Source organism: Streptomyces araujoniae, assembly GCF_050871195.1.
Lineage (GTDB): Bacteria > Actinomycetota > Actinomycetes > Streptomycetales > Streptomycetaceae > Streptomyces > Streptomyces bacillaris.
Window position 1 is genome coordinate 5,726,864 of record NZ_CP194070.1, and the last position, 24,700, is coordinate 5,751,563.

Genomic DNA, 24,700 nt, shown 5'->3' on the forward strand with positions numbered 1-24,700 from the left:
GGCCCCCTGCCGTCGGGCTTCCTCGCGTACGGCTTCCTTGCGCGCGGCCTCAGTCGGCGAGCCGGATCAGCATCTTCCCGGTGTTCTCGCCCCGCAGCATGCCGAGGAACCCGTCCACCGTCCGCTCGAAGCCCTCCACCACCGTGACCTCGGGGACCACCGCCCCGGTCCGCAGCAGCGGCACCAGGAAGTCCTCCAACTCCTGCTGGACGTGCGGGTAGTTGCGGACCATCACGCCCTCCAGGCGCAGGCTCTTCTCCACGATGTCGAACAGGTTGCGCGGGGCGGCGGGCGGCTCGTGGGCGGAGTGGTACTGGGAGACGGCGCCGACCCAGGCGATCCGCCCGTGCTCGCGGAGAGCCGAGATCGCGCCCGCCAGATGGTCGCCGCCGACGTTGTCCACGTACGCGTCGATGCCGTCCGGGGCCGCCTGCGCCAGCAGCTCCCCGACCGGGCCGTCGTGGTAGTCGAACGCCGCGTCGAAGCCCAGCCCGCCGGTGAGCCGGGCCACCTTCGCGGGCGTACCCGCGCTGCCGACGATCCGCCCGGCGCCGAGCAGCCGGGCCATCCGCCCCGCCGCCGTACCGACCCCGCCGGCCGCCGCCGAGATGAACAGGTCCTGGCCGGGCCGCAGTTCCAGCGTCCGGGTGAGCGCCACATAGGCGGTGAGCCCGGTACCGCCGAGGAGCGACATGTACGCGGTCAGCGGGACCCCGTCGTACGAGGGCACCTTCCGCACCCCGCTTTCGCCCGGCGCCACCACGGCATGCGTCCGCCACCCCTCGCGGTGCAGCACGAGGTCGCCCTCCGCGAACTCCGGGGCGCGGGAGGCGATCACCCGGCCCAGCGCGCGCCCCTCGCGCGGGGCGCCCACGTCCCACCCGCTGTCCATCTCCTCGCGGTGGTACGGGTCCACGGAGAGGTAGAGGTTCTCCACGACGGCCGCGCCGGGGGAGGGGTCGGGGACGGGGGCCTCGTGGACGCTGAAGAGGTCGGGTGTCGGGAAGCCGCGGGGGCGGGCGGCGAGGTGGAAGGTGCGGGCGACGACACCGGCGGCGCGGGTGGCGCCTGTGGTGTGGGAGGTGCCGGTGGTGCGTGCGCCTGTGGTGTCTGTGCCCCTGGTGTCTGTGGTGCCCGTGGTGCTGATGGTGTCCCCGGTGCTCGCAGGGGCGGTGGTGCGGGCAGGCACGGTGGTTCCGGCGCCGCTGGTAGCCCCGGTGGTTCCGGCGGAGCCGGTGGGGTGCTGGGTCGTCATGCCGACGACGGTAGGCGGGGAAGTCTGTCGCCGCGCACGCCCGGTCCGTCCTGCGGCTGCCCGATGTGATGGGCGCCGATGTGCGGGAGGACCCCGCGGCCGGTACCCGGCGGGGCGGACACGGTCGGCGGGGCGTCTGCGGATCGTCGCGTTCCGCGGCGCGGCCTGATCTCCCGGGCGCCCGGTGAGGCCGAGGGCGACGGAGCGGTGCTCTCGATGGTGTCCCGTGGTCCCGGCGTGGCGATCATGCCCGGTCTGTCCCTGTACGGAGCACCCGACGGAATCGAGATCACCGCTCTCGGACCGGATCGCCCGGCCCGTTCGATCGGCTGTCTCACCACCCCTGAGCAGGCACGATTCCTCGCCATGAGAGTGCTGGACCGGGAAGTGCGAACGGCGAGCGGAATCGCGGCCGTCTCAGATAGTAGGAAGTCCGACTAACTGTAGAGACAGAGCGGCCCGGCTGTCCTAGCGTTGTAGGAGCCGAACGAATCGCTCGATCGAGCGTCTGCGGCGGTTGCGGGCGCGCGCCCCGAAGCAGGTAACCCCTGCGGCGTACGCTCCCCGCCCCTTCCGGCACCTCGAAATCCGATCCCGGCCCGGTCCGGCCCCGGCGGCGTACCTCTCGGTGCCCGCCCGCCGTCCACCCGGCATCCATGCGATCTCAAGGAGTCGATCCATCATGGCCAACACCACCACCCGCCGCGTCCGCCACAGCTCCCGCTCCGCCGAGGCCGAGCGCAAGAACGCCGCCGCCGCCCTCCAGCGCGCCCTGGACCGCCGCGACAACGGCGGCTCCACCGGCCACTGAGTCCGCGCGGCCGCCGGAGCCCGCGCGCTCCCTGCTGTCCGCGTGCCGCCTCGGCCCGAGTGCCGCCTCGGCCGACGTTCTCCGTCCGAGTGCCAACATGGCCCGCGTCCTCGGACTGAGTGCCGACGCTGCCTGCGTCCTCGGACTGAGTGCCGACTCGGCCCGCGCCCGCCGGGCGCCCCGCCCGTCCGCCGAGCCCGCGCTCTCCGGACCCGCGCACCACCGGCGCCCGAGCCCGCCCCACCCGTACCGTGCCCCCGCGCTCCCGTGCGGCGGCGGCCCGTGCACCAGCGGCCCCACGCCGCCCGCTCGCCGGCGGCCCTCACCCACCGGCCCGGAAAGAGTGGCCCAGCACCCCGCCCGCCCCACCGTCACCGCGCGGCGCACCGTACCCCGCCCCCCACCGTCCGAACACCCTTGCACCCCCATCCACCGTCCATATGGTGGACGTCGGATGTCATGGGGTGGGACGCACCGTTAGGCTTCCCGCATGTCTCGCAGCATCGATCTCGCAGTGATCCCCGGTGACGGAATCGGCCAGGAAGTCGTGGCCCAGGGCCTCAAGGTCCTCAACGCTGTCCTCCCGCAGGATGTGAAGCTGGAGACCAAGGAGTACGACCTTGGCGCCCAGCGCTGGCACCGCACCGGTGAGACCCTCCCGGACGCGGAGCTGGAGGCGCTCAAGGGCCACGACGCCATCCTCCTCGGCGCGATCGGTGACCCGTCCGTGCCGTCCGGCGTCCTGGAGCGCGGGCTGCTGCTGAAGCTGCGTTTCGCCTTCGACCACTTCATCAACCTGCGCCCCTCCAAGCTCTTCCCGAACACCGCGACCCCGCTCGCCGGCCGCCCCGACATCGACTTCGTCGTCGTCCGCGAGGGCACCGAGGGCCCGTACACCGGCAACGGCGGCTCGCTGCGCACCGGCACCCCCGCCGAGGTCGCCACCGAGGTCAGCGTCAACACGGCGTACGGCGTCGAGCGCGTGGTCCGGGACGCCTTCGAGCGCGCGGCCGCCCGGCCCCGCAAGAAGCTGACGCTGGTCCACAAGAACAACGTCCTCGTCTACGCCGGCCACCTCTGGAAGAACACCTTCGACCGGGTCGCCGCCGAGTACCCGCAGGTCTCCACCGACTACCTGCACGTCGACGCCGCGACGATCTTCTTCGTCACCCAGCCGGAGCGCTTCGACGTCATCGTCACCGACAACCTCTTCGGTGACATCCTCACGGACCTCGCCGCCGCCGTCACCGGTGGTATCGGCCTGGCCGCCTCCGGCAACATCAACCCGACGGGCGCGTTCCCGTCGATGTTCGAGCCGGTCCACGGCTCCGCCCCCGACATCGCGGGGCAGGGCAAGGCCGACCCGACCGCCACGGTCCTCTCCGTCGCGCTCCTGCTGCGCCACCTCGGCTACGAGGCCGAGGCCGCGCGCATCGAGGACGCCGTCTCCGCCGACCTGGCGGAGCGCGACGGGGCCACCACGCGCACGACCGACGAGATCGGTGACGCGCTCGCGGTACGCGTAGCGAGCTGACCCGACGACTCCACTTCGAAGCCGCCGGGTCGCATCAGCGCCCGGCGGCTTCACCTGTGCGGCCCCCGGGTGCCACCATCGACCCCTGGACCGCAATCCCACCATTTCGTCCCAGGCCCTCCGCAAGAGATAATCGAACGCGGGGCCGTGGCTCGAGGTGAAGCTCGGACGTCCTAGGACCTGACCGGAAAGCGTCGGGAGGAGGACGGGCGTGGGCGCGGTCCATCACACACAAGACCGGTGAAGGACACGCACTCATGACGACGCCCACGATCGAGCTCAAGCCCTCCTCGAACCCGCTGTCCGACGCGGAGCGCGAAGCGATCCTGGCCAGCCCCGGATTCGGCCGCCACTTCACCGACCACATGGTGACGATCCGCTGGACCGAGGGGCGCGGCTGGCACGACGCCGAGCTGGTCCCCTACGGCCCGCTGTCGCTGGACCCGGCCAACATGACCCTGCACTACGCGCAGGAGATCTTCGAGGGGCTCAAGGCCTACCGCCAGCCCGACGGCTCGGTCGCCTCGTTCCGTCCCGACGCCAACGCCCGCCGCTTCCAGCGCTCCGCCGCCCGCCTCGCCATGCCCGAGCTGCCCGTCGAGACCTTCATCGCGGCCTGCGACGCGCTGGTCCAGCAGGACAAGGCGTGGGTCCCGGCGCACGGCGGCGAGGAGTCGCTCTACCTGCGCCCGTTCATGATCGCGACCGAGGTCGGCCTCGGGGTGAAGCCGGCCAACGAGTACCTCTTCCTGGTCATCGCCTCGCCCGCCGGCGCCTACTTCCCCGGCGGCGTGAAGCCCGTCTCCATCTGGCTCTCCGAGAACCGCGTCCGCGCCGTCCCCGGCGGCATGGGCGACGCCAAGACCGGCGGCAACTACGCTGCCTCCCTCCTCGCCCAGGCCGAGGCCGCCGAGCACGGCTGCGCCCAGGTCGCCTACCTCGACGCCGTCGAGCACAAGTGGGTCGAGGAGCTGGGCGGGATGAACCTCTACTTCGTGTACGAGCAGGAGGACGGCTCCAAGAAGATCGTCACGCCCGCCCTCACCGGCTCCCTCCTCGCCGGGGTCACCCGCGACTCCCTCCTCACGGTCGCCCGCGACCTCGGTTACGGCTCCGAGGAGGGCCGGATCTCCATCGACCAGTGGCGCGACGACACCGCAGGCGGCACCCTCACCGAGGTCTTCGCCTGCGGCACCGCCGCCGTCATCACCCCCGTCGGCACCGTGAAGACCGCGAGCGGCGAGTGGACCCAGGGCGACGGCACCCCCGGTGAGGTCACGATGAAGCTGCGTGAGCGCCTGCTCGACGTCCAGCGCGGTATCGCCGAGGACACCCACGGCTGGATGCACCCGCTCGGCTAGTCCCCACCGGCCCCGGCCCTCGGCCCTCGGCCCTCCGGTCCCTGGAAAGGCCGCACCGGCTCCGCAGCCGGTGCGGCCTTTTCCCTGCCACGCGAATAGAGCGGCACTCTAAATGGGGGCGGAGAAACTTCCGTACGGTCCATCGATCACGTTAGAGTGGCACTCTAACTACGTCACCGAGGAGCCCAGGAGCCCCCATGCCGGCCACCCCCGCCCGCTTCCGCATGCCCCCCGAGTGGGCGCCCCACGAGCGCACCTGGATGGCCTGGCCCGGCCCCAACCCCACCTTCGCCTCCGACGCCGAGCTGGCCGGGGCCCGCCGCGCCTGGGCCGCCGTCGCCCGCGCCGTCCGCCGGTTCGAGCCGGTCACCATGGTGGTCGGGCCGGGGCAGGAGGAAGGCGCCGCCGCCCTCCTCGGCCCCGACGTGGAGCTGGCCGTCCGCCCCCTGGACGACGCCTGGATGCGGGACATCGGCCCCACCTTCGTCACCGACGGCCGCACCCTCGCCGCCGTCGACTGGACGTTCAACGGCTGGGGCGCCCAGGGCTGGGCCCGCTGGGAGCACGACCAGCACATCGCCCGGGCCGTCGCGGAGCTGACCGGCACCCCCGCCCACAGCTCCCCGCTCGTCAACGAGGGCGGCGCGATCCACGTGGACGGCGAGGGGACCGTCCTGCTCACCGAGACCGTCCAGCTCGGCGAGGAGCGCAACCCCGGCTGGAGCCGCGAGCGGGTGGAGGCGGAGATCCACGCCCGCCTGGGCACCGAGAAGGCGATCTGGCTGCCGCGCGGGCTGACCGGCGACTACGGGACGTACGGCACGCTCGGCCACGTCGACATCGTCGCCGCCTTCGTCCGCCCGGGCACCGTCGTCGCCCACGTCCAGCCCGACCCGGCCCACCCCGACCACGAGGTCACCCGGGAGCTGCTGGCCGTCCTGCGGGCCGCCACCGACGCCAGGGGCCGCCCGCTGGAGGTCGTCGAGGTGCCCGCGCCCACCGTGCTGCGCGACGAGGACGGGGAGTGGGTCGACTACTCCTACATCAACCACTACCTCTGCAACGACGGCGTGGTCCTCTGCGCCTTCGACGACCCGCGCGACGAGGAGGCCGCGGCGGTCTTCCGGGACCTGTTCCCGGACCGTACGGTGACGCTCGTCGACGCCCGTACGATCTTTGCCGGCGGTGGAGGCATCCACTGCATCACCCAGCAGCAGCCGAAGATCTGAACCACCGGGAGCCCGGTCACCCCATGCCCCCCGCCCCCCGCCGCACCCACCACCCCGCCCCGCCCCGGGAGGACGTCCTCGCCGCCGCCATGGCCACCATCGCCGCGCGCGGGCTCGACGGGCTGACCATGGCCGGGCTCGGGCGCGAGGTGGGGATGAGCAGCGGCCACCTGCTCTACTACTTCCGCACCAAGGACGAACTGCTGCTGCGGACCCTGGAGTGGAGCGAGGCGCGCCTCGGGGCCGAGCGGCGCGCCCTGCTGGCCCGGCCGGGGGCGGTCCGGGAGCGGCTGGACGCGTACATCTCCCTCTACGTCCCCGCCGGCCACCGCGACCCCCACTGGACGCTCTGGCTGGAGGTCTGGGGCCGCTCGCGGAACGCGGACGACGAGGCCAGGGCCCGGCAGGCCGCCATCGAGGGGGCCTGGCACCGGGACCTGGTGGCGCTGCTGGCCGAAGGGGTCTCGCGCGGGGAGTTCCGGCCGGTGGACGCCGACCGGTTCGCGACCCGGCTGCGGGCGCTGCTGGACGGGTTCAGCGTCCATGTGACGGTCGGCATCCCGGGGACGGGCCGCGAACAGGTGCTCGTACAGGCGGGGGAGTTCCTGGACGAGACGCTGTCGCCGGGACCGCGGCCGGGCGATGCGACCAGTGTCACGACCGCATCCTGAGACACCGCCGTCACGGGCGCGTCACTGTGCGAGACTGCTGCCGTGTCCTCGTTCGTCATGATTATTGGCAGCAGGCGCGCCGGTCCGCAGTGACCGTCCCGTACCACCCCGTACGGCACGGCCATCGTGCCCCAGACCCGCGCGCAGACCTCTCGCACCCGCGAGGGGTTTTTTGTTTTCCGGCCCGCACCCGGGCCGGGGCGGCGCGCGCGGGATGATGGGGGCAAGTGGAGCCCGATCGTCCGGATCCACTCATCCGACAGGAGTCAGATCAGCATGACCACCAAGGCCAACGCCACCGACGACAGTTTTCATGTCTTCGACACCACACTGCGCGACGGTGCTCAGCGTGAGGGCATCAACCTGACGGTCGCCGACAAGCTGACCATCGCCCGTCATCTGGACACCTTCGGTGTCGGCTACATCGAGGGCGGCTGGCCGGGGGCCAACCCCCGTGACACCGAGTTCTTCGCCCGTGCACAGCAGGAGATCACGTTCGAGAACGCCCAGCTGGTGGCGTTCGGCGCGACCCGCCGGGCCGGTGGCAGCGCGGCCGAGGACCCCCAGGTGAAGGCGCTCCTCAACTCGGGCGCCCCGGTGATCACGCTGGTCGCCAAGTCCCATGACCGCCATGTCGAGCTGGCCCTGCGCACCACCCTGGACGAGAACCTGGAGATGGTCCGCGACACCGTCTCCCACCTGCGCGAACAGGGTCGCAGGGTCTTCGTGGACTGCGAGCACTTCTTCGACGGCTACCGGGCCAACCCGGCGTACGCGAAGGCCGTGGTCCGTACGGCGTACGAGGCGGGCGCCGAGGTCGTCATCCTCTGCGACACCAACGGCGGCATGCTCCCCGCCCAGGTCCAGGCCGTCGTCTCCACGGTCATCGCGGACACCGGCGCCCGGCTCGGCATCCACGCCCAGGACGACACCGGCTGTGCGGTCGCCAACACCCTGGCCGCCGTGGACGCCGGGGCCACCCACGTCCAGTGCACGGCCAACGGGTACGGCGAGCGGGTCGGCAACGCCAACCTCTTCCCCGTGGTCGCCGCCCTGGAGCTGAAGTACGGCATGAAGGTGCTGCCCGAGGGCGCCCTCGCCGAGATGACCCGGATCTCGCACGCCATCGCCGAGGTCGTCAACCTCACCCCCTCCACCCACCAGCCGTACGTCGGTGTCTCCGCCTTCGCCCACAAGGCCGGGCTGCACGCCTCCGCGATCAAGGTCGACCCGGACCTCTACCAGCACATCGACCCGGAACTGGTCGGCAACACCATGCGGATGCTGGTCTCCGACATGGCCGGCCGCGCCTCCATCGAGCTGAAGGGCAAGGAGCTGGGAATCGACCTGGGCGACGACCGCGCCCTGGTCGGCCGGGTGGTGGAGCGGGTCAAGGAGCGCGAACTCCAGGGCTACACCTACGAGGCCGCCGACGCCTCCTTCGAACTCCTGCTGCGCGGCGAGGTGGAGGGCCGCGCCCGCCGCTACTTCCGTACGGAGTCGTGGCGCGCGATCGTCGAGGACCGCCCCGACGGCACCCACGCCAACGAGGCCACGGTGAAGCTCTGGGCCAAGGGCGAGCGGATCGTCGCCACCGCCGAGGGCAACGGCCCGGTCAACGCCCTGGACCGGGCGCTGCGCGTCGCCCTGGAGCGGATCTACCCCCAGCTCGCCAAGCTGGAGCTGGTCGACTACAAGGTCCGCATCCTGGAAGGCCGTACGGGCACCGAGTCCACCACCCGCGTCCTGATCACCACGGGCGACGGCGACGCCGACTGGGCGACGGTGGGGGTCGCCGAGAACGTCATCGCCGCGTCCTGGCAGGCGCTGGAGGACGCGTACACCTACGGCCTGCTCCGCGCGGGTGTGGAGCCCACGGAGTAGCCCGCCGAGCAGAAGTCCCACCGGCCCGTTCAGGAGAGCCGCCACCCCGCCCCGGGGTGGCGGCTCTCCTGCGTTCAAGAGGTGAACGCTCAACCCGCCCTCTCCGCCCGGCAGATGAGACCCGACCAATGTCGACGTGAAGTATTGACGGCCCTGTATCGGCGCGGTTAACTCCAGCCGCAACGCCGGTACCGGTTCCGGAACCGGTACCGGAAACCTCTCCAGCATGTCTCCCGGCCCCCTGGAGGCCCCGATGCGCGTCACCATCGCCGATGTCGCCCGCGAGGCCGGCGTCAGCAAGACGACCGTGTCGCGGGTCATCAACACCAAGGGCGAGGTGGACGGGGCGACCGCCGCCCGCGTTCGTGAAGTGATCGCACAGCTCGGCTATGTCCCCAGCTCCGGAGCCGTGGGTCTGGCCCGGGGCTCCAGCCGTACGGTCGGGATGCTCGTGCCCTCGCTGACCTGGCCGTGGATGGGCGAGCTGCTCCAGGGGGTCGTCGACACCGTCGAGGCCGCCGACTACGGGCTGCTCCTCTTCACCTGCAACCGGGGCGCCGAGTCCGTCCAGCGCTTCACCAGCCAGGTGTCGGCGCGCGCCTTCGACGGGCTCGTCGTCGTGGAGCCCGAGAACACCCTCGGCCACCTGACCGACCTGCACCGCGACGGCCTCCCGATCGTCCTCATCGACGACCGGGGCCACCACCCCGCGTTCCCCTCCGTCGTGACCACCAACCACGAAGGAGGAGCGTCGGCGGCCCGCCACCTGCTCGCCGCCGGACGCTCCCGCCCCGTCGTCCTCACCGGCCCCCAGCACTTCGGCTGCGTACGGGACCGGCTGGGCGGGTTCCGCTCGGTCCTGCCCGACGTCCACGTCGTCGAGGGGGACTTCACCGAACTCGGCGGCCGCCTCGCCATGGAGCGACTCCTCTCCCGGGGCGTCACGTTCGACTCGGTCTTCGCGCACAACGACATCAGCGCCACCGGGGTGCTGCGCGCCCTGCGGGTCGCCGGGCGCCGGGTCCCCGACGATGTCGCGGTCGTCGGCTTCGACGACATCCCGATGGCCGAACACACCGAACCACCCCTCACCACCGTGCGCCAGCCCACCCGCCGCATGGGTGAGACGGCCGCCCGGATGCTGCTCTCCCACCTCGGCGGCACGCCCGTACCCGACGGCCCGGCCGTGCTGCCCACCGAACTGGTCGTGCGCCGCTCGGCGCCGTGACGGACCGGCCGACCGGCCGCACCCCGCCCACCCCCTTCCACCCTCCGCCGGACCGCCCGGTCCGGCAGCCCCTCCCTGGAGTCGCCATGTCCGTACGCCGTCGCACCACGCTCAGAGCGGTCGCCGCAGCCACCGTCGCGATCGCCCTCGCCGCCGGTTGCTCGAACGCCAACTCCGGTGCCAACAAGGGCGGTGGCGGGGGAGCCACCGGCGTACTGACCATCGGCAAGCCGGACGGGCCGCAGACCAACAACAGCAACCCGTTCCTCAGCACCTCGGCGGGCGCCACCCTCGGCTACCGGTTCATGATCTACGAGCCGCTGGCCATGACGAACATGATCAAGCCCGCCGACAAGGCCGATCCCTGGCTGGCCACCGACTGGGAGTGGGAGGACAACTTCACCAAGGTCACCTTCACCCTGGACGAGCGGGCGAAGTGGGCCGACGGCAAGGATCTGACCGCCGCCGACGTCGAGTTCACCTTCAACCTCCTGAAGAAGCACCCCGCCCTCAACGGCAACGGCATCCCCTTCGACGGGATCGCGGTCGAGGACGGCAAGGTCGTGCTGACCTTCAAGGAGTCCCAGTTCGTCAACCAGAACAAGATCATCCAGACCTTCGTCGTGCCCAAGCACATCTGGGAGAAGGTCGACAACCCCGAGACCTGGCCCAACCGCACGCCCGTCGGCTCCGGCCCGTACAAGCTCAAGACGTTCACCCCGCAGACCACCACCCTGGTCGCCACGCCGACCTACTGGAACGGCAGAACCAAGGTCAAGGAGCTGCGCTACACCGCGTACAACGACAACAGCGCCGCCACCACCGCGCTCGCCACCGGCAAGGTCGAGTGGTCCTTCGTCTTCATGCCCAACCACAAGCAGCTCTTCATCGACAAGGACCCCAAGAACCACAAGCTCTGGTTCCCCTCCGGCCTCGGCATCCACGGCCTCTGGTTCAACACCGCCCGCAAGCCGCTCGACAACCCGGCGCTGCGCAAGGCGATGGCGATGGTCGTCGACCGCAAGGCCATCCACATCCAGGCCCAGGCCACGCTCTACCCGGAGATCACCAACCCCACCGGCATCCCGCTCCCCGCCGGTGAGCCCTTCCTCGCCCCCGAGTACCAGGGCGCCAACACCAAGCCCGACGTCCCCGGGGCGAAGAAGCTGCTGGCCGACGCCGGGTTCACGCTGGAGGGCGGGGTGCTGAAGGACCCGTCCGGCAAGCCCGTCACGCTCACCTTCACCGACCCGGCCGGCTGGAACGACTACATCACCGGTCTCGCGATCATCAAGGACAACGTCAAGCAGCTCGGCATCGAGGCCAAGGTCAAGACGCAGACCGCCGAGGCCTGGGGCGTGGACGTCGCCAACGGCAACTTCGACGCCACCCTGCACTGGACCAACAGCGGCGCCACGCCCTACGACATGTACCAGAACGTCATGGACGGGGCGATCCTCCAGCCCGTCGGCAAGAGCTCCCAGGCGGGCAACTTCGGCCGCTTCAAGAACGACGAGGCCACCGCCGCCCTGAAGGAGTACGCCAACGCCAAGGACGAGCCGACCCGCACCAAGGCGATGCACCTCCTCCAGAAGATCTTCGTCGAGCAGGCGCCCATGATCCCGACGGCCGCCGCCCCGATCGGCGCCGAGTACTCGACGAAGAACTGGATCGGCTGGCCCACCGAGGCCAACCCGTACGCCCCGCCGCAGCACACCCAGCCCAGCGCGCTGGAGATCGTGCTGAACCTCACGCCCGCCAAGTAGCACGGGGAAGAACCGGCCATGACCACCGATCAGTCCGAGACCGCGCGCACCGGCACCGATGTGGTGCTGGAGGCGCGCGGGGTCACCAAACACTTTCCCCTGCGCCGCACCGCCCGCGACCTCCTGGCCCGCGAGCGCCGCAGCGTCCACGCCGTCGACGACGTCTCGCTCCGGCTCCGGCGCGGGACCGTCACGGCCCTGGTGGGGGAGTCCGGCTCGGGCAAGTCCACCGTCGCCCGCCTCCTCGCCCAGCTCTACCCGCTCACCTCGGGGGAGATCAGGCTCGGCGGCACCCCGACCGTGGCCGGGCGCGGCCGGTCCTTCCGCCGCTACGTACGCCGGGTCCAGCTGATCTTCCAGGACCCGTTCGCCTCGCTGAACCCGGTGCACACCGTGCGCTACCACCTCACCCGCGCCCTGAAGATCCACGGCCGGGCGGGGAACGGGGACAAGGAGCTGGAGCAGGCGCTCACCGACCTGCTGAACCGGGTCCAGCTCACCCCGGCCCACCAGTACCTGGACAAGTTCCCGCACGAGCTGTCCGGCGGCCAGCGCCAGCGCGTGGCCATCGCCCGCGCGCTCGGCGCCGACCCGCAGGTCCTCCTGGCCGACGAGCCCGTCTCCATGCTCGACGTGTCGATCCGGCTCGGTGTCCTCAACCTGCTCCGCGACCTCAAGGAGCGCCTGCACCTGGCGATCCTCTACATCACCCACGACATCGCCTCCGCCCGCTACTTCGCGGACACCACGCTCGTCATGTACGCCGGGCGGATCGTCGAGGGCGGCGACAGCGAGCGGGTCACCCAGCACCCCGCCCACCCCTACACCCAGCTCCTCATCGCCTCCGCGCCCGACCCCGACCGGGTCGTCGCCGAGGAGGAGCAGGAGGAGACCGGCACCGGCGAACCGCCCTCCCTCATCGCCCCGCCCGCCGGCTGCCGCTTCCACCCCCGCTGCCCCCAGGCCATGGAGCGCTGCCGCACCGAACTCCCGCCCCGCTTCGACCTGGCGGACGGCCAGTGGGCCGCGTGCTGGCTGTACGAGGGCAAGGGCGCGCGGTCGTACGGGAACGGGGACGCGGGCGCCAAGCCGGACGGAACCGAGGGCACCGCGGCCAAGGAGGCCTCCCGGTGAAATACCTCCTCCAACGGCTCGCCTTCTACGCCGTCACCGCCTGGGCCGCCATCACCATCAACTTCCTCATCCCGCGCCTGATGCCCGGCGACCCGGTCCAGGCCCTGCTCAGCCGCTACCAGGGCCAGCTGGACACCAAGGCCATCGACTCCCTCAAGGCCCTCTTCGGCCTCGACGAGCAGCGGTCGCTCTGGCAGCAGTACACCGACTACTGGGGCCACCTCCTCGACGGCGACCTCGGTCTCTCCTTCACCTTCTTCCCGACCCCGGTCAGCGAGGTCATCACCCAGTCCCTGCCCTGGACGCTCGCCCTGGTCGGCGTCACCACGCTCCTCAGCTTCATCCTGGGCACCGGCATCGGCGTCTACAGCGGCTGGAAGCGCGGCTCCTGGCTGGACGGACTGCTCCCCGTCACCACCTTCATCTCCTCCATCCCCTACTTCTGGCTCGGCCTCATCGCCATCGCCCTCTTCGCCGAGAAGTGGTCCCTCTTCCCGAACTCCGGCGGCTACGACAGCGCCCTCGTCCCGGCCTTCGACTGGCCCTTCATCTCCAGCGCGCTCTACCACGCCTTCCTGCCCGGCGTGACGATCGTGCTCAGCGCCGTGGCCGGCTGGATCCTCGGCATGCGGAACATGATGGTCACCGTCTCCTCCGAGGACTACGTGATGGTGGCGCAGGCCAAGGGGCTCTCCGAGCGGCGCGTGATGTTCGGCTACGCGGCCCGCAACGCGGTCCTCCCCAACATCTCCGGCTTCGCCCTCTCCCTCGGCTTCATCGTCGGCGGCACACTGCTCGTGGAGATGGTCTTCACCTACCCGGGCATCGGCTTCCAGCTGCTCCAGGCGGTCGGCGCCAAGGACTACCCGCTGATGCAGGGCGTCTTCCTGATCATCACGCTCTCCGTCCTCGCCGCCAACCTGCTGGCCGACCTCGTCTACGCGGCCCTCGACCCCCGCACCCGGAAGGAGGCGTAGGCACCCCCATGTCCGTCACCGCCACCGACACCGCCGTCCTGGACGGCACCCCCGCGCCCGAGGCGCCCACCCGCCGCGCCCGGCTCCGGTTCCTGCGCGGCGGCAAGACCCGGACCGGGCTGCTCATGCTCGCGTTCTTCGTCCTGCTGGCCGTCATCGGCCCGTGGATCGCCCCGTACGACCCCGACGCCATGAGCGACCAGCTCCTCCAGCCCCCGTCCGGGGAGCACTGGTTCGGCACCACCCACACCGGGCAGGACGTCCTCTCCCAGATCCTCGTCGGCACCCGGGGCGTCCTGATCGTCGGGTTCGTCGCGGCCCTCATCGCCACCGTGCTCTCGGTCCTGATCGGGGTCACCGCCGGCTTCCTCGGCGGGGCGATCGACGAGATCCTCTCCGCGCTCGCCAACATCTTCCTGGTGCTGCCCGGCCTCCCGCTGATCATCATCGTGGCGAGCTTCGTCCCCGACACCGGCGATCTGCTCATCGCCTTCGCCATCGCCCTGACCTCCTGGGCCTGGGGCTCGCGCATCCTGCGCGCCCAGACCCTGTCGCTGCGCCGCCGCGACTACGTGGAAGCGGCCCGCGCCACGGGGGAGTCGACCTGGCGGATCATCCTCTTCGAGATCATGCCGAACCTCACCGCCGTGATCGCCTCCGGCTTCGTCGGCACGGTCATCTTCGCCGTCCTCACCGAGATCACCCTCGCCTTCATCGGGGTCGCGGACATCTCGCACTGGAACTGGGGCACGGTCCTCTTCTGGGCCCAGTCCAACCAGGCCCTCGCCCAGGGCGCCTGGTGGTGGTTCGTCCCGGCCGGACTCTGCATCGCCCTGCTGGGCACCGCGCTCGCCCTCATCAACTTCGGCATCGACGAGTTCGTCAACCCGCGCCTGCGCACCGCCACCGGCTCCTCCCGGAAGGTGAAGATGCGCGTCGGCTTCACCCCCGTGGCCCGCAAGCCCCTGGGCAGTGCCCCACCCGAGCCCAGCACCAGCAAGGAGCCCCGCACATGAGCGCCGAGCCGGTCCTCACCATCAGCGGACTGAACGTCGACTACGGCACCGACGAGCGGGCCGTACACGCCCTGCGGGACATCGACCTCACCCTCCACCGGGGCGAAGTCCTGGGCCTGGCAGGGGAGTCGGGGTCCGGCAAGTCCACCCTGGCGTACGCCGTGACCCGGCTGCTCGCCCCGCCCGGGGTGATCACCGGGGGAGAGGTCCACTACCACCGGCCCGGCGGCGACCGGCTGGACATCCTCGCGCTCTCCCCGGAGCAGCTGCGCGCCTTCCGCTGGCAGGAGCTGTCCCTCGTCTTCCAGGGGGCGATGAACTCCCTCAACCCCGTGCACACGGTCCACAGCCAGCTCACCGACGTGCTCAAGGCCCACCGCCCCGACCTGAGGAAGGCCCAACGCACCGACCGCGCGAAGGAGTTGCTGAGTCTCGTCGGGATCTCCGCCGACCGGCTCGCCGCCTATCCGCACCAGCTCTCCGGCGGGATGCGGCAGCGCGTGATGATCGCGATGGCGCTCGCCCTGGAGCCCGAGATCGTCATCATGGACGAGCCGACGACCGCGCTCGACGTGGTGATGCAGCGCCAGATCCTGCGCCGGCTGGTCCAGTTGAGGGAACAGCTCAGCTTCTCGGTCGTGTTCATCACCCATGACATCTCGCTCCTGATCGAATTCTCGGACCGGATCGCGATCATGTACGGGGGCCGCATCGTGGAGGAGGCGGGCGCGGCGGAGATCTACCGCGACCCCCGCCACCCCTACAGCGACGGGCTGCTCCACTCCTTCCCCGCGCTCCACGGCCCGCGCCGCGAGCTGACCGGCATCCCCGGATCGCCCCCGCACCTCTCCGCGATGCCCACCGGCTGCGCGTTCCACCCGCGCTGTGCCAAGGCCTTCGAGCCGTGCGCCGTACGGGTCCCGCGGCTGGCGGCCCCGGCGGCGGTCGCGGTCCCGGCCGGCGCCCCGGCCCCCGCGACGGTCCCGGCCGCCACCCCGGCCGCGGCCGCCGCCCCGGCGCCCGCAGCGCCCGGCGACCCCGGCCGTCGTACGGTCGCCTGCCATCTGCACGCACCCTGACCAGGCCCTTCCCCTCCTACGTACGGAGACCGGATGAACCTCGCCACCACCCCGCAGCGACTCCTCCGTCCCACCGCGGTCCGCGGACTCCCGGCCGGCTTCCGCTGGGGCGTCGCCACCTCCTCGTACCAGATCGAGGGGGCCGCCGCCGAGGACGGCCGCACGCCCTCCATCTGGGACACCTTCTGCCGGGTGCCCGGTGCCGTCGAGGGTGGTGAGAACGGGGACACGGCCTGCGACCACTACCACCGGATGCCCGAGGACGTGGAGCTGATCGCGGGCCTCGGCGTCGACACCTACCGCTTCTCGCTCGCCTGGCCCCGCATCCAGCCCGGCGGCCGGGGCCCGGCGAACACGAAGGGGCTGGACTTCTACAAGCGGCTGGTCGACGAGCTCCACGGGCGGGGCGTCACCCCGTGGATCACCCTCTACCACTGGGACCTGCCGCAGGAGTTGGAGGACGCGGGCGGCTGGCCCGCACGGGACACGGCCCTGCGCTTCGCGGAGTACGCCTCCCTCGCCTACGAGGCGCTCGGCGACCGGGTCGAGCACTGGACCACGCTCAACGAGCCCTGGTGCTCGGCGATGCTCGGATACGCGCACGGCGTCCACGCCCCCGGCCGCCAGGACTTCGGCGCCTCGATGCACGCCGTCCACCATCTGCTGCTCGGCCACGGACTGGCGGCCCGGGCGCTGCGGGAGGCGGCGGGGAGCAACCCGCTGGAGCTGGGCATCACCCTCAACCTGGGCACCGCCACCCCCGAGACGCCGAGCGAGGCGGACCGGGAGGCGTGCCGCCGCGCCGACGGCATGGGCACCCGCCTCTACCTTGACCCGATCGCGCACGGCCGCTACCCGGCGGACGTCGTCGCGGACCTGGCCGCCCAGGGCGTGGAACTCCCGGTGCGGGACGGCGACCTGGCCGCCATCGCCGCCCCGCTCGATGTCCTCGGCGTCAACTTCTACCGGGGCATGCAGTTCTCCGGGGTCACCGAGGACGGCTCACCGGCCGACGCCGACGGACTGCCCGTCGTCCGGGTGGTGGAGCGGGAGCTGCCCCGTACGGCCATGGACTGGGAGATCACCCCCACCGAACTCACCGATCTGCTCGTACGGTTGGAGCGTGACTACGGAATCCCGACCGTCATCACGGAGAACGGCGCCGCCTTCGACGACACCGTCGCCGAGGACGGCTCCGTCCCCGACGCCGACCGCACCGCCTATCTCGCGGACCACATCGACGCCGTCGTCGCCGCCCGCGCCCAAGGGGCCGACGTCCGGGGGTACTTCGCCTGGTCGCTGATGGACAACTTCGAGTGGGCGTACGGCTACGACAAGCGGTTCGGCATCGTCCGGGTCGACTACGCCACGCAGGCCCGCACGCTCAAGGACAGCGCCAAGTGGTACCGCGACACGATCCGGCTCACCCGGGACGAACAGCGGTAACCCCGCGGCCCCTTCCCGGAAACGGACCCGCCCCCGGGAGACGGACCCGCCCGGGGGAGGGAACCTGCCCGGGACACGGCCCCCTTCCCGCGACACACCTTCCGTCCGACGACCCATCCGACCCCAAAAAGAGAGCGCTCCCAAAAATCATGTATCGCACCCCGCGCCTCCGCCCCCGCAAGGGCCGGAGCAGACCCGCGACCGCCGTCCTGGCCGCCGCCGCGGTCCTGGCCACCCTGCTCGCCGGAGCCGCGCCCAGCCAGGCGGCCCCCGACGACGAACCGGCCCCCGTCCTCATCGACCGCTTCGAGGGCGAGGTGCCGCTCGGCAACACCCCGCCCGCCGACGCCATCTTCACCTGGGGCGGCAACGCCACCGACCACCCGCAGCTGAAGCTGGCCGAGCGCGCCGACGCCCCCGAGGGCGCCCAGGTCCTCGAAGGCTCCTACGACATCAGCGCGTACGGCGGGTTCAGCCACGAGTTCGCCGTGGACACCCCGCCCCAGGACTGGACCGCCCACAAGGGCGTCCGCTTCTGGTGGTACGGCCAGAACACCGCGCCCCTGCCGCCCGGTTCGGGCAAGCGCATCCACTTCGAGATCAAGGACGGCGGGGCCAACGGCGGCGCCTCCGAGCTGTGGACCACCTCCTTCACCGACGACTGGGAGGGCTGGCAGCTCGTCGAGATCCCGTTCGCGGACTTCGTCTACCGGGCCGACTACCAGCCCGTCGGAGGGATCGACCAGATCCTGGGCCTCGACGAGATGTGGGGCTACGCCTTCACCATGCCGCCCGGCGCCCCCGGGGCCTTCGCCCTGGACGCCGTCGAGCTCTACGGCAAGGCCGACCCGGCGCTGACCGCGAGCGTGGTGACGGACGCGGCCGTGCGCCCCGTGAAGAACGGCGCCGGCGCGGACCTGACCCTCTCCGTCGTCACCACCGGCTCCGTCCCCACCGAGGAGCCGATCACCGTCACGTACGCCACCCAGGGCGGCACGGCGGTCGCGGGCAAGGACTACACCCCGGTCAGCGGCACCCACACCTTCCCCGCCGGCACCGCCTCCGGGACCAGCCACAAGGTGACCGTCCGCACGGCGAAGGCGTCCAAGCCCTCCGAGGCGAAGACGATCCCGCTGCAGCTGACCGTCACCGGCGCCAAGGCCCCGGCGGAGCACCCGCAGGTCGTCATCGACGCCCACGGACTCCCGTACCAGAACGCCAAGCTGCCCGTGAAACAGCGGGTGGCCGACCTGCTGGGCCGGATGTCCCTCGCGGAGAAGGCCGGTCAGATGACCCAGGCCGAACGCAACGCGCTGCGCACCCCGGGCGACATCGCCGCGTACGACCTCGGCTCGCTGCTCTCCGGCGGCGGCTCGGTCCCCACCCCCAACACGGCCGCCGCCTGGGCCAAGATGGTCGACGCCTACCAGCTGCGCGCCCAGGCCACCCGCTTCCAGATCCCGCTCATCTACGGCGTGGACGCGGTGCACGGCCACAACAACGTGGTCGGCGCGACGATCATGCCGCACAACATCGGCATCGGCGCGGGCCGCGACCCGAAGAGCGCCGAGAAGACGGGTGCGATCACCGCGAAGGAGGTCCGGGCCACCGGCATCCCGTGGGACTTCGCCCCCTGCGTCTGCGTCACGCGCGACGAGCGCTGGGGCCGCTCCTACGAGGCGTTCGGTGAGGACCCGGCGCTCGTCGAGGCCATGGAGACGGTCATCCAGGGCATGCAGGGCCACCCGTCCGGCCGGGACCTGCACCGCAACGACAAGGTCCTCGGCAGCGCCAAGCACTTCGTCGGGGACGGCGGCACCGAGTACGGCTCCTCCACCACCGGCTCGTACACGACCGACCAGGGCATCACCAAGGTCACCCGCGAGGAGCTGGAGGCGGTGCACCTGTCGCCGTTCGCGGAGTCGGTCAAGCGCGGCGTGGGCACGATCATGCCCTCGTACTCCTCGCTCGACATCATCGGTGACGGCGAGGGCCCGGTGAAGATGCACGCCCACGGCGAGATGATCAACGGCGTCCTCAAGGACCGCATGGGCTTCGAGGGCTTCGTCATCAGCGACTGGCAGGCCATCGACCAGATCCCCGGCGACTACCCGAGCGACGTCCGCACGTCGGTCAACGCCGGACTCGACATGATCATGGTCCCGACCGCGTACCAGGAGTTCACCAAGACCCTGAAGGAGGAGGTCACGGCGGGCCGGATCGGCCAGGCCCGGATCGACGACGCGGTCTCCCGCATCCTCACCCAGAAGTTCCGCCTCGGCCTCTTCGAGAAGCCGTACGCGGACACCACCCACCTCGACAAGGTCGGCTCGGCCGAGCACCGCGCGGTGGCGCGCGAGGCGGTGGCGAAGTCGCAGGTGCTCCTGAAGAACGATGGAGCGGTCCTGCCCCTCAAGCCGAACCAGAAGGTCTACGTCGCCGGGTCCAACGCCGACGACATCGGCAACCAGGCCGGCGGCTGGACGATCAGCTGGCAGGGCTCCTCCGGCAGGACCACTCCCGGCACCACGATCCTGGAGGGGATGAACAAGGCGGCGAAGAACCCCGGCTCCGTCACCTACTCGAAGGACGCCTCGGCCGCCACGGACGGTCACGACGTGGGTGTGGTGGTCGTCGGCGAGACCCCGTACGCCGAGGGCATCGGGGACGTCGGCAACGGCCACGACCTGGAGCTGACCGCCGCCGACAAGGCCGCCGTCGACAAGGTCTGCGCGGCCATGAAGTGCGCGGTCCTCATCGTCTCGGGCCGCCCGCAGCTCATCGGGGACCAGCTCGGCAGGATCGACGCGCTGGTGGCCTCCTGGCTGCCGGGCTCCGAGGGCGACGGCGTGGCCGACGTGCTCTACGGCAAGCGCGCCTTCACCGGCCAGCTCCCGGTGACCTGGCCGAAGTCGGAGGCCCAGCTTCCGATCAACGTCGGGGACACGGTGTACGACCCGCAGTTCCCGTACGGCTGGGGCCTGACGACCCTGAACAAGCCCCCGGCCGGAGGCGAGCTGACCCTCGCTGCCCTCGCCGTGGCCGCCCAGGTCGCCCAGAAGGCGAAGCTGGGCAAGACCCCGGCGGGCAAGGCGATCGTGGACCAGGCCCGGCTGCTGGTCCAGCAGAAGATCAACGGGAAGTTCACCCAGAGCGTCTCCCGGCCCTTCGCGGAGGCGGACCACCTGCTGCTCAAGGGTGATCTGACGGGCGCGGTGGCCAAGCTGCGCACGGCCTACCGGGCCGCGTAGGCACCCGCTCTCCAGGCGGGCGACGTCATTCGCCGCCCGCCTGGAGTAGCGTTAAGTATGAGGAAAAGGCTCTTCCCCACGCTGTTGGCGGGCCTGCTGCTCACCCTCGCAGCGGCTGCACTCGCCCTCACCTCCCCTGCGTCGGCGGCCCCGGCCGCGACGATCAACGACGCCGCCCAGGCCCTGCGCGAGGATCCGGTCTATGTGGACCCGGGCGCCCGCGATCAGCTCTCCGCCGCTGACGAGAAGGCCCTGGAAGCCAAGATCCTGGACGCCGACAAGCCGGTCTTCGTCGCCGTCCTGCCCGCCACCGACGCCTTTCCCGCGGAAGGCCTCCTCCAGACCCTGCGCAGCGACACCGGCATCACCGGCGTCTACGCCGTGCGTCTCGGCGACGGCTTCAACGCGGGCGCGGACCCGCAGGTCATGCCCACGCGGGCGGTCGAGAACCTGACCGCCTCGGTCAAGAACCCGGCCACCGCCACGGACACCGCCTCCCAGCTCAACGCCTTCGTCGACCGTGCCGTCGAACAGGCCCGGGGCACCGCCCCCGCCTCCTGGTCCGGCACCGGCGGCGGTACGGCCGACGACTCCGGAGCCCCGGTCGGCGGCCTGATCACGCTCGGCGCCCTGGTGGCGGCGGGCGGCGCCGGCGTGTACGCGGTCTCGCGCCGCAACAAGCGCCGCAAGGCGGAGGAGGAGCGCGCCGCCCTCGACAAGCTCCGGGTCGTGGTGGACGAGGACATCACCGCGTACGGCGAGACGCTGGAGCGCCTGGACTTCCACCCCGCCGAACCGGGCGCCGACGACACCATGCGCGGCGACTACGAACGCGCCCTGGACTCCTACGAGACCGCCAAGACGAAGATGGCCAGGGCCGAGCACCCTTCCGACGTGCGCGGGGTGACCCAGGCCCTGGAGGACGGCCGCTTCTCCCTCGCCGTCCTGGAGGCCCGCCGCACCGGCAAGGAGATCCCGGCCCGCCGCCCGCCCTGCTTCTTCGACCCGCGCCACGGCCCCTCGGTGGCCGACGTCCACTGGACCCCCTCCGGCGGCGCGCCCCGCGAGGTCCCGGTCTGCGCGGCGGACGAGGTGCGCCTGAGCCAGGGCGAGGACCCCATGAGCCGCATGGTCGACGTGGGCGACGGCAACCGCCGCCCGTACTGGGAGGCCGGCCCGGCCTACGGCCCCTGGGCCGGCGGCTACTTCGCCGGAGGCCTCCTCCCCGCCCTCCTCATGGGCACCATGCTCGGCTCCCTGCTCGCCACCCCGGCGTACGCCTCCGAGTACGGCGGCGGTGACTTCGGCGCGGGCGGCGAATGGGGCGGCGGCGACTTCTCCGGCTCCGACTTCGACTCCTCCGGCTTCGGCGGCGGCTTCGGTGACGGCGGCGGGTTCGGCGACGGCGGTGGCTTCGGCGGCGGCGGATTCGACGGCGGCGGCTTCTGACCCCCTGCCCGCTGGAGCCCGCCCTCCGGCGCCCCGGCCTCGGTGACGGCCGGGGGAGGGGCGTGTGCGAGGCTGCGGTCCGGTGACCCGCAGTCGCCCCCTCGGAAATTCAGGGCGTGCCCTTTCCGGGTGCTGAGGCGTTGGACACGGCATGAAGAAGCGAAGCGTTCTCGCCGTCGTCACTCTCGCCACCGGAGCGGTCATCGCCGCGATCTCCCCGCCCCCCGGAGGCGGGGACACCGCCCACGCCGCCGAGCCGCCGGTCAGCCTGGGTGCGCTGGACCAGGTCGGGGACCTCGGCAAGGTGGTCGACGGTGCGGCGGACACGGCCTCCTCCACCGCCGGCACGGTGACCACGACCCTCTCCGAGGCCCGTTTCAGCTGAGCCGACGACCACCGGCACACGAAAGGGCGGCCCACCGGGAAGACCGGGCGGGCCGCCTTTTCGTATGCTCCCGCCCGGCTGCGTACGGGAGCCGGGGGCCACGACCCCGACCGATCCGGGCGCGGAACGGTCGGGTCCGGCAGCCCGGCCGCTTCCTACGGTGGACGGACGGAGGAAGGCAGGAGAAACAGGAGGCAAGGTTGCTGGATCGACTGAACGAGGCCATGGAGTACATCGAGTCGCACCTCGGTGAGCGCATCGAGGTCGCGGACCTCGCGCGGACCGCGACGACCTCGGAGTACCACTTCCGCCGGATGTTCTCCGCACTGGCGGGCGTCCCGCTCGCGGAGTACATCCGCCGGCGCCGGATGACCGTCGCGGGCGCCGAGGTCCTCGGGCACCCCGACCGCACGCTCCTGGAGGTGGCCGTCCGCTACGGCTACGACACGGGCGAGGGCTTCGCCCGCGCGTTCCGGGCCGTGCACGGCATCGGCCCCGGCGAGGCCCGGCGGACCGGCGCGGTTCTGCGGTCCCAGCAACGCCTGACCTTCCGGCTCGTCGTCGAAGGGAGCAGTGCCATGAACTACAGGCTGGTGAAGAAGGGGGAGTTCCGGGTGGTGGGGAGGAGGGCCCGCGTACCCCTGATCCATGAGGGGCCGAATCAGGCCATCGCGGAGTTCATCCGCTCCATCGGGCGGGAGGAGCTGGAGCGCATCGAGGCCCTCTCCGGTCAGGAGCCGGCCGGACTCGTCGGCGTGAGCGACCAGCTCGACCCGAGCCGGGCGGAGGGCACCGAACTCGACTACTACCACGGCGTGGTGACGGGCCCCGAGCCCTCGGGCGAGGGTGCGGAGGAGGGCCTGGACTCCCTGCCCGTGCCTGCCGGTACCTGGGCGGTCTTCACGAACGACGGGGAGTTCCCGCAGGCCCTCCAGTACCTCTGGCGGGACGTCTTCACCCAGTGGTTCCCCTCGAACCCGTACGCCTCCCGGCCCGGCCCGGAGATCCTGAGCGTGCGGTTGTACGAGGAGGGGCGGCGGGCGGCGGCCGAGCTGTGGATCCCGGTGGAGCGGGCGGAGCGGCTGGAGCGCGAGGCGGGCCGATAGCCGGCGATGCGCATGTTTACGGCCAAGAGGCATATGCGTCGACTTATTGGTCCAGACCTATTGTGCGCGGGCTCGCCGCTCGCTAGCTTTCTCTCGGCGGCGCGCGCCGATCGGATCGGCTCTACCCCTTCATTGATGCACAGTCATGTGTGTTGACTGGAAACGGAGTTACCGACATGCGCAGACGTATCACCACCATCGCGGTCACTGCTGTGGCGGCGGCCGCCATGACTCTCGGCACGGCCTCCACCGCGTCGGCAGTGCCCGGCGGCTACACCATCCGCGGCCACTACGCGTCCCAGGCGGAATGTCAGGCCGCCGGGGCGGCCGGCGCCGCCGCCCACATCTGGAGCCCGCTCTTCATCTGTCAGCCGTTCGCGGCGCAGCCGAGCGTGTACGAGCTGTGGGTGCGCTACTAGGCCGTCCCGCACCCATGAGAACCGCCCCGCCTCCGGCCGGGATGCCGGGGGCGGGGCGGGGGGTCCGGTGCCGTTGAGGGCGGGCCGCTCTGTCCTGCGCTACACCCCGCCATGCCAATCATCCACAATGGCTTGAAACGCCCCTGTCGGTGCGTTTTCGACAGATGCTGTTAGGGAATGGTCCCGCAGCGGAAGCGAAATCGCTGGCTCGTGAATCGAGTGGCGAGCCTGTCTCGGGGGTGGGCATGGGGGCGTTCTTGGTGCTTCTCGCAGGACTGGGCGGCTTAGTCGGATGGTGCGCCTACGTCCTGGGGCGGCGGAACCGTACAGAGAATTTCGATGGGCTGCTCATCGAGCAGGAAGCCACGCAGCGGGCGCGGCGGGCGCGGATGGATGCGCGGTAGACGCGGACGCGGGCGTACGAATCAGAGAGCGGCGCCGCTCCGCACGAAGGCCCCCCAGGTGGCGGGCTCGACGGTGAGGACGGGCCCGTCGGTCACCTTGGAGTCCCGGATGTGGACGGCGGCGGGGTGGGCGGCGACTTCGACGCAGTCTCCGCCGTCGCCGTTGCTGTAGCTGGACTTGTGCCAGTCGTAGGCGACTTCGATGCAGTTGCCGCCGTCGCCGTTGCTGTAGCTGGACTTGAACCAGCGGAGGGCGGTGCGGCAGGGGGTCGGGTGTGCTGCGCGGGACATGATT

General features: G+C 71.6%; 20 protein-coding genes and 1 pseudogene. 19 read left to right on the plus strand and 2 right to left on the minus strand.

All coding sequences use genetic code 11. The annotated features are described in order from the left end of the window. Positions 1-49: 49 nt before the first annotated feature. Positions 50-1,255: an MDR family NADP-dependent oxidoreductase gene (locus ACQ9ZG_RS24780; protein ID WP_109917625.1), complete on the minus strand. Its 1,206-nt coding sequence runs from the start codon at positions 1,253-1,255 to the stop codon at positions 50-52. Between the two features lie 183 nt (positions 1,256-1,438). On the opposite strand from ACQ9ZG_RS24780, the pseudogene ACQ9ZG_RS24785 reads away from it, so the two are divergent. The 19 genes and pseudogenes from ACQ9ZG_RS24785 to ACQ9ZG_RS24875 all read left to right on the plus strand — a co-directional run. After that, positions 1,439-1,696: pseudogene (locus ACQ9ZG_RS24785) on the plus strand (LysR family transcriptional regulator); the annotation flags it as partial. A 241-nt stretch (positions 1,697-1,937) separates the two neighbouring features. Continuing rightward, entirely contained in the window at positions 1,938-2,066 is a 129-nt protein-coding gene (locus ACQ9ZG_RS24790; RefSeq protein ID WP_018492353.1) for a hypothetical protein, read from the plus strand. Between the two features lie 490 nt (positions 2,067-2,556). Then, positions 2,557-3,600 carry a 3-isopropylmalate dehydrogenase gene (locus tag ACQ9ZG_RS24795; protein ID WP_084992000.1) on the plus strand — a complete coding sequence of 348 codons (1,044 nt, stop codon included), beginning with the start codon at positions 2,557-2,559 and terminating at the stop codon, positions 3,598-3,600. A gap of 257 nt (positions 3,601-3,857) precedes the next feature. After that, a complete protein-coding gene (locus ACQ9ZG_RS24800) occupies positions 3,858-4,961 on the plus strand; it encodes a branched-chain amino acid aminotransferase (protein WP_028416516.1) in 1,104 nt (367 codons plus the stop codon). 197 nt (positions 4,962-5,158) lie between these two features. Beyond that, entirely contained in the window at positions 5,159-6,190 is a 1,032-nt protein-coding gene (locus tag ACQ9ZG_RS24805) for an agmatine deiminase family protein (RefSeq protein ID WP_499281245.1), read from the plus strand. A 23-nt stretch (positions 6,191-6,213) separates the two neighbouring features. Then, a complete protein-coding gene (locus ACQ9ZG_RS24810) occupies positions 6,214-6,861 on the plus strand; it encodes a TetR/AcrR family transcriptional regulator (RefSeq protein ID WP_028416518.1) in 648 nt (215 codons plus the stop codon). A gap of 276 nt (positions 6,862-7,137) precedes the next feature. After that, on the plus strand, positions 7,138-8,745 hold the full coding sequence (gene cimA / locus ACQ9ZG_RS24815) for a citramalate synthase (RefSeq protein ID WP_018492358.1): 1,608 nt from the start codon (positions 7,138-7,140) through the stop codon (positions 8,743-8,745). 253 nt (positions 8,746-8,998) lie between these two features. Beyond that, complete coding sequence (locus tag ACQ9ZG_RS24820) at positions 8,999-9,973, plus strand: LacI family DNA-binding transcriptional regulator (RefSeq protein ID WP_018492359.1); 975 nt, start codon at positions 8,999-9,001, stop codon at positions 9,971-9,973. 86 nt (positions 9,974-10,059) lie between these two features. Next, complete coding sequence (locus tag ACQ9ZG_RS24825; protein WP_109914578.1) at positions 10,060-11,739, plus strand: ABC transporter substrate-binding protein; 1,680 nt, start codon at positions 10,060-10,062, stop codon at positions 11,737-11,739. A gap of 18 nt (positions 11,740-11,757) precedes the next feature. Continuing rightward, entirely contained in the window at positions 11,758-12,873 is a 1,116-nt protein-coding gene (locus ACQ9ZG_RS24830; protein WP_109914579.1) for an ABC transporter ATP-binding protein, read from the plus strand. After that, a complete protein-coding gene (locus tag ACQ9ZG_RS24835; RefSeq protein WP_018492362.1) occupies positions 12,870-13,850 on the plus strand; it encodes an ABC transporter permease in 981 nt (326 codons plus the stop codon). The genes ACQ9ZG_RS24830 and ACQ9ZG_RS24835 overlap by 4 nt, the downstream gene beginning before the upstream one ends. A gap of 8 nt (positions 13,851-13,858) precedes the next feature. Further along, positions 13,859-14,866, plus strand: coding sequence for an ABC transporter permease (locus ACQ9ZG_RS24840; protein ID WP_028416520.1), 1,008 nt, complete (start codon positions 13,859-13,861; stop codon positions 14,864-14,866). Next, on the plus strand, positions 14,863-15,945 hold the full coding sequence (locus ACQ9ZG_RS24845) for an ABC transporter ATP-binding protein (RefSeq protein WP_032754925.1): 1,083 nt from the start codon (positions 14,863-14,865) through the stop codon (positions 15,943-15,945). The genes ACQ9ZG_RS24840 and ACQ9ZG_RS24845 overlap by 4 nt, the downstream gene beginning before the upstream one ends. Before the next feature lie 33 nt (positions 15,946-15,978). Beyond that, positions 15,979-17,391: a GH1 family beta-glucosidase gene (locus ACQ9ZG_RS24850; RefSeq protein ID WP_109917000.1), complete on the plus strand. Its 1,413-nt coding sequence runs from the start codon at positions 15,979-15,981 to the stop codon at positions 17,389-17,391. 149 nt (positions 17,392-17,540) lie between these two features. Further along, positions 17,541-20,642, plus strand: a complete 3,102-nt coding sequence (locus ACQ9ZG_RS24855) for a glycoside hydrolase family 3 N-terminal domain-containing protein (protein WP_109917001.1) — start codon at positions 17,541-17,543, stop codon at positions 20,640-20,642. A gap of 57 nt (positions 20,643-20,699) precedes the next feature. Then, positions 20,700-22,091, plus strand: coding sequence for a hypothetical protein (locus ACQ9ZG_RS24860; RefSeq protein WP_109917002.1), 1,392 nt, complete (start codon positions 20,700-20,702; stop codon positions 22,089-22,091). Between the two features lie 151 nt (positions 22,092-22,242). Continuing rightward, complete coding sequence (locus tag ACQ9ZG_RS24865) at positions 22,243-22,476, plus strand: hypothetical protein (RefSeq protein ID WP_018492369.1); 234 nt, start codon at positions 22,243-22,245, stop codon at positions 22,474-22,476. 200 nt (positions 22,477-22,676) lie between these two features. Then, positions 22,677-23,582, plus strand: coding sequence for an AraC family transcriptional regulator (locus ACQ9ZG_RS24870; RefSeq protein WP_109917003.1), 906 nt, complete (start codon positions 22,677-22,679; stop codon positions 23,580-23,582). 176 nt (positions 23,583-23,758) lie between these two features. After that, entirely contained in the window at positions 23,759-24,001 is a 243-nt protein-coding gene (locus ACQ9ZG_RS24875) for a hypothetical protein (RefSeq protein WP_084991977.1), read from the plus strand. A 425-nt stretch (positions 24,002-24,426) separates the two neighbouring features. Here ACQ9ZG_RS24875 and ACQ9ZG_RS24880 read toward each other — a convergent pair whose 3' ends face one another. Further along, entirely contained in the window at positions 24,427-24,696 is a 270-nt protein-coding gene (locus ACQ9ZG_RS24880; protein ID WP_109917004.1) for a DUF397 domain-containing protein, read from the minus strand. Between the last annotated feature and the right edge of the window lie 4 nt (positions 24,697-24,700).

Excerpts from the sequence above, each read along its gene's own strand:
- ACQ9ZG_RS24845 (WP_032754925.1), top strand. The coding sequence starts at position 14,863 with ATGAGCGCCGAGCCGGTCCTCACCATCAGCGGACTGAACGTCGACTAC.
- ACQ9ZG_RS24800 (WP_028416516.1), top strand. The coding sequence starts at position 3,858 with ATGACGACGCCCACGATCGAGCTCAAGCCCTCCTCGAACCCGCTGTCC.
- ACQ9ZG_RS24790 (WP_018492353.1), top strand. The coding sequence starts at position 1,938 with ATGGCCAACACCACCACCCGCCGCGTCCGCCACAGCTCCCGCTCCGCC.
- ACQ9ZG_RS24855 (WP_109917001.1), top strand. The coding sequence starts at position 17,541 with ATGTATCGCACCCCGCGCCTCCGCCCCCGCAAGGGCCGGAGCAGACCC.
- ACQ9ZG_RS24795 (WP_084992000.1), top strand. The coding sequence starts at position 2,557 with ATGTCTCGCAGCATCGATCTCGCAGTGATCCCCGGTGACGGAATCGGC.
- ACQ9ZG_RS24830 (WP_109914579.1), top strand. The coding sequence starts at position 11,758 with ATGACCACCGATCAGTCCGAGACCGCGCGCACCGGCACCGATGTGGTG.
- ACQ9ZG_RS24810 (WP_028416518.1), top strand. The coding sequence starts at position 6,214 with ATGCCCCCCGCCCCCCGCCGCACCCACCACCCCGCCCCGCCCCGGGAG.
- ACQ9ZG_RS24850 (WP_109917000.1), top strand. The coding sequence starts at position 15,979 with ATGAACCTCGCCACCACCCCGCAGCGACTCCTCCGTCCCACCGCGGTC.
- ACQ9ZG_RS24825 (WP_109914578.1), top strand. The coding sequence starts at position 10,060 with ATGTCCGTACGCCGTCGCACCACGCTCAGAGCGGTCGCCGCAGCCACC.
- ACQ9ZG_RS24880 (WP_109917004.1), bottom strand. The coding sequence starts at position 24,696 with ATGTCCCGCGCAGCACACCCGACCCCCTGCCGCACCGCCCTCCGCTGG.
- ACQ9ZG_RS24840 (WP_028416520.1), top strand. The coding sequence starts at position 13,859 with ATGTCCGTCACCGCCACCGACACCGCCGTCCTGGACGGCACCCCCGCG.
- cimA (WP_018492358.1), top strand. The coding sequence starts at position 7,138 with ATGACCACCAAGGCCAACGCCACCGACGACAGTTTTCATGTCTTCGAC.
- ACQ9ZG_RS24820 (WP_018492359.1), top strand. The coding sequence starts at position 8,999 with ATGCGCGTCACCATCGCCGATGTCGCCCGCGAGGCCGGCGTCAGCAAG.
- ACQ9ZG_RS24865 (WP_018492369.1), top strand. The coding sequence starts at position 22,243 with ATGAAGAAGCGAAGCGTTCTCGCCGTCGTCACTCTCGCCACCGGAGCG.
- ACQ9ZG_RS24860 (WP_109917002.1), top strand. The coding sequence starts at position 20,700 with ATGAGGAAAAGGCTCTTCCCCACGCTGTTGGCGGGCCTGCTGCTCACC.
- ACQ9ZG_RS24805 (WP_499281245.1), top strand. The coding sequence starts at position 5,159 with ATGCCGGCCACCCCCGCCCGCTTCCGCATGCCCCCCGAGTGGGCGCCC.
- ACQ9ZG_RS24875 (WP_084991977.1), top strand. The coding sequence starts at position 23,759 with ATGCGCAGACGTATCACCACCATCGCGGTCACTGCTGTGGCGGCGGCC.
- ACQ9ZG_RS24780 (WP_109917625.1), bottom strand. The coding sequence starts at position 1,255 with ATGACGACCCAGCACCCCACCGGCTCCGCCGGAACCACCGGGGCTACC.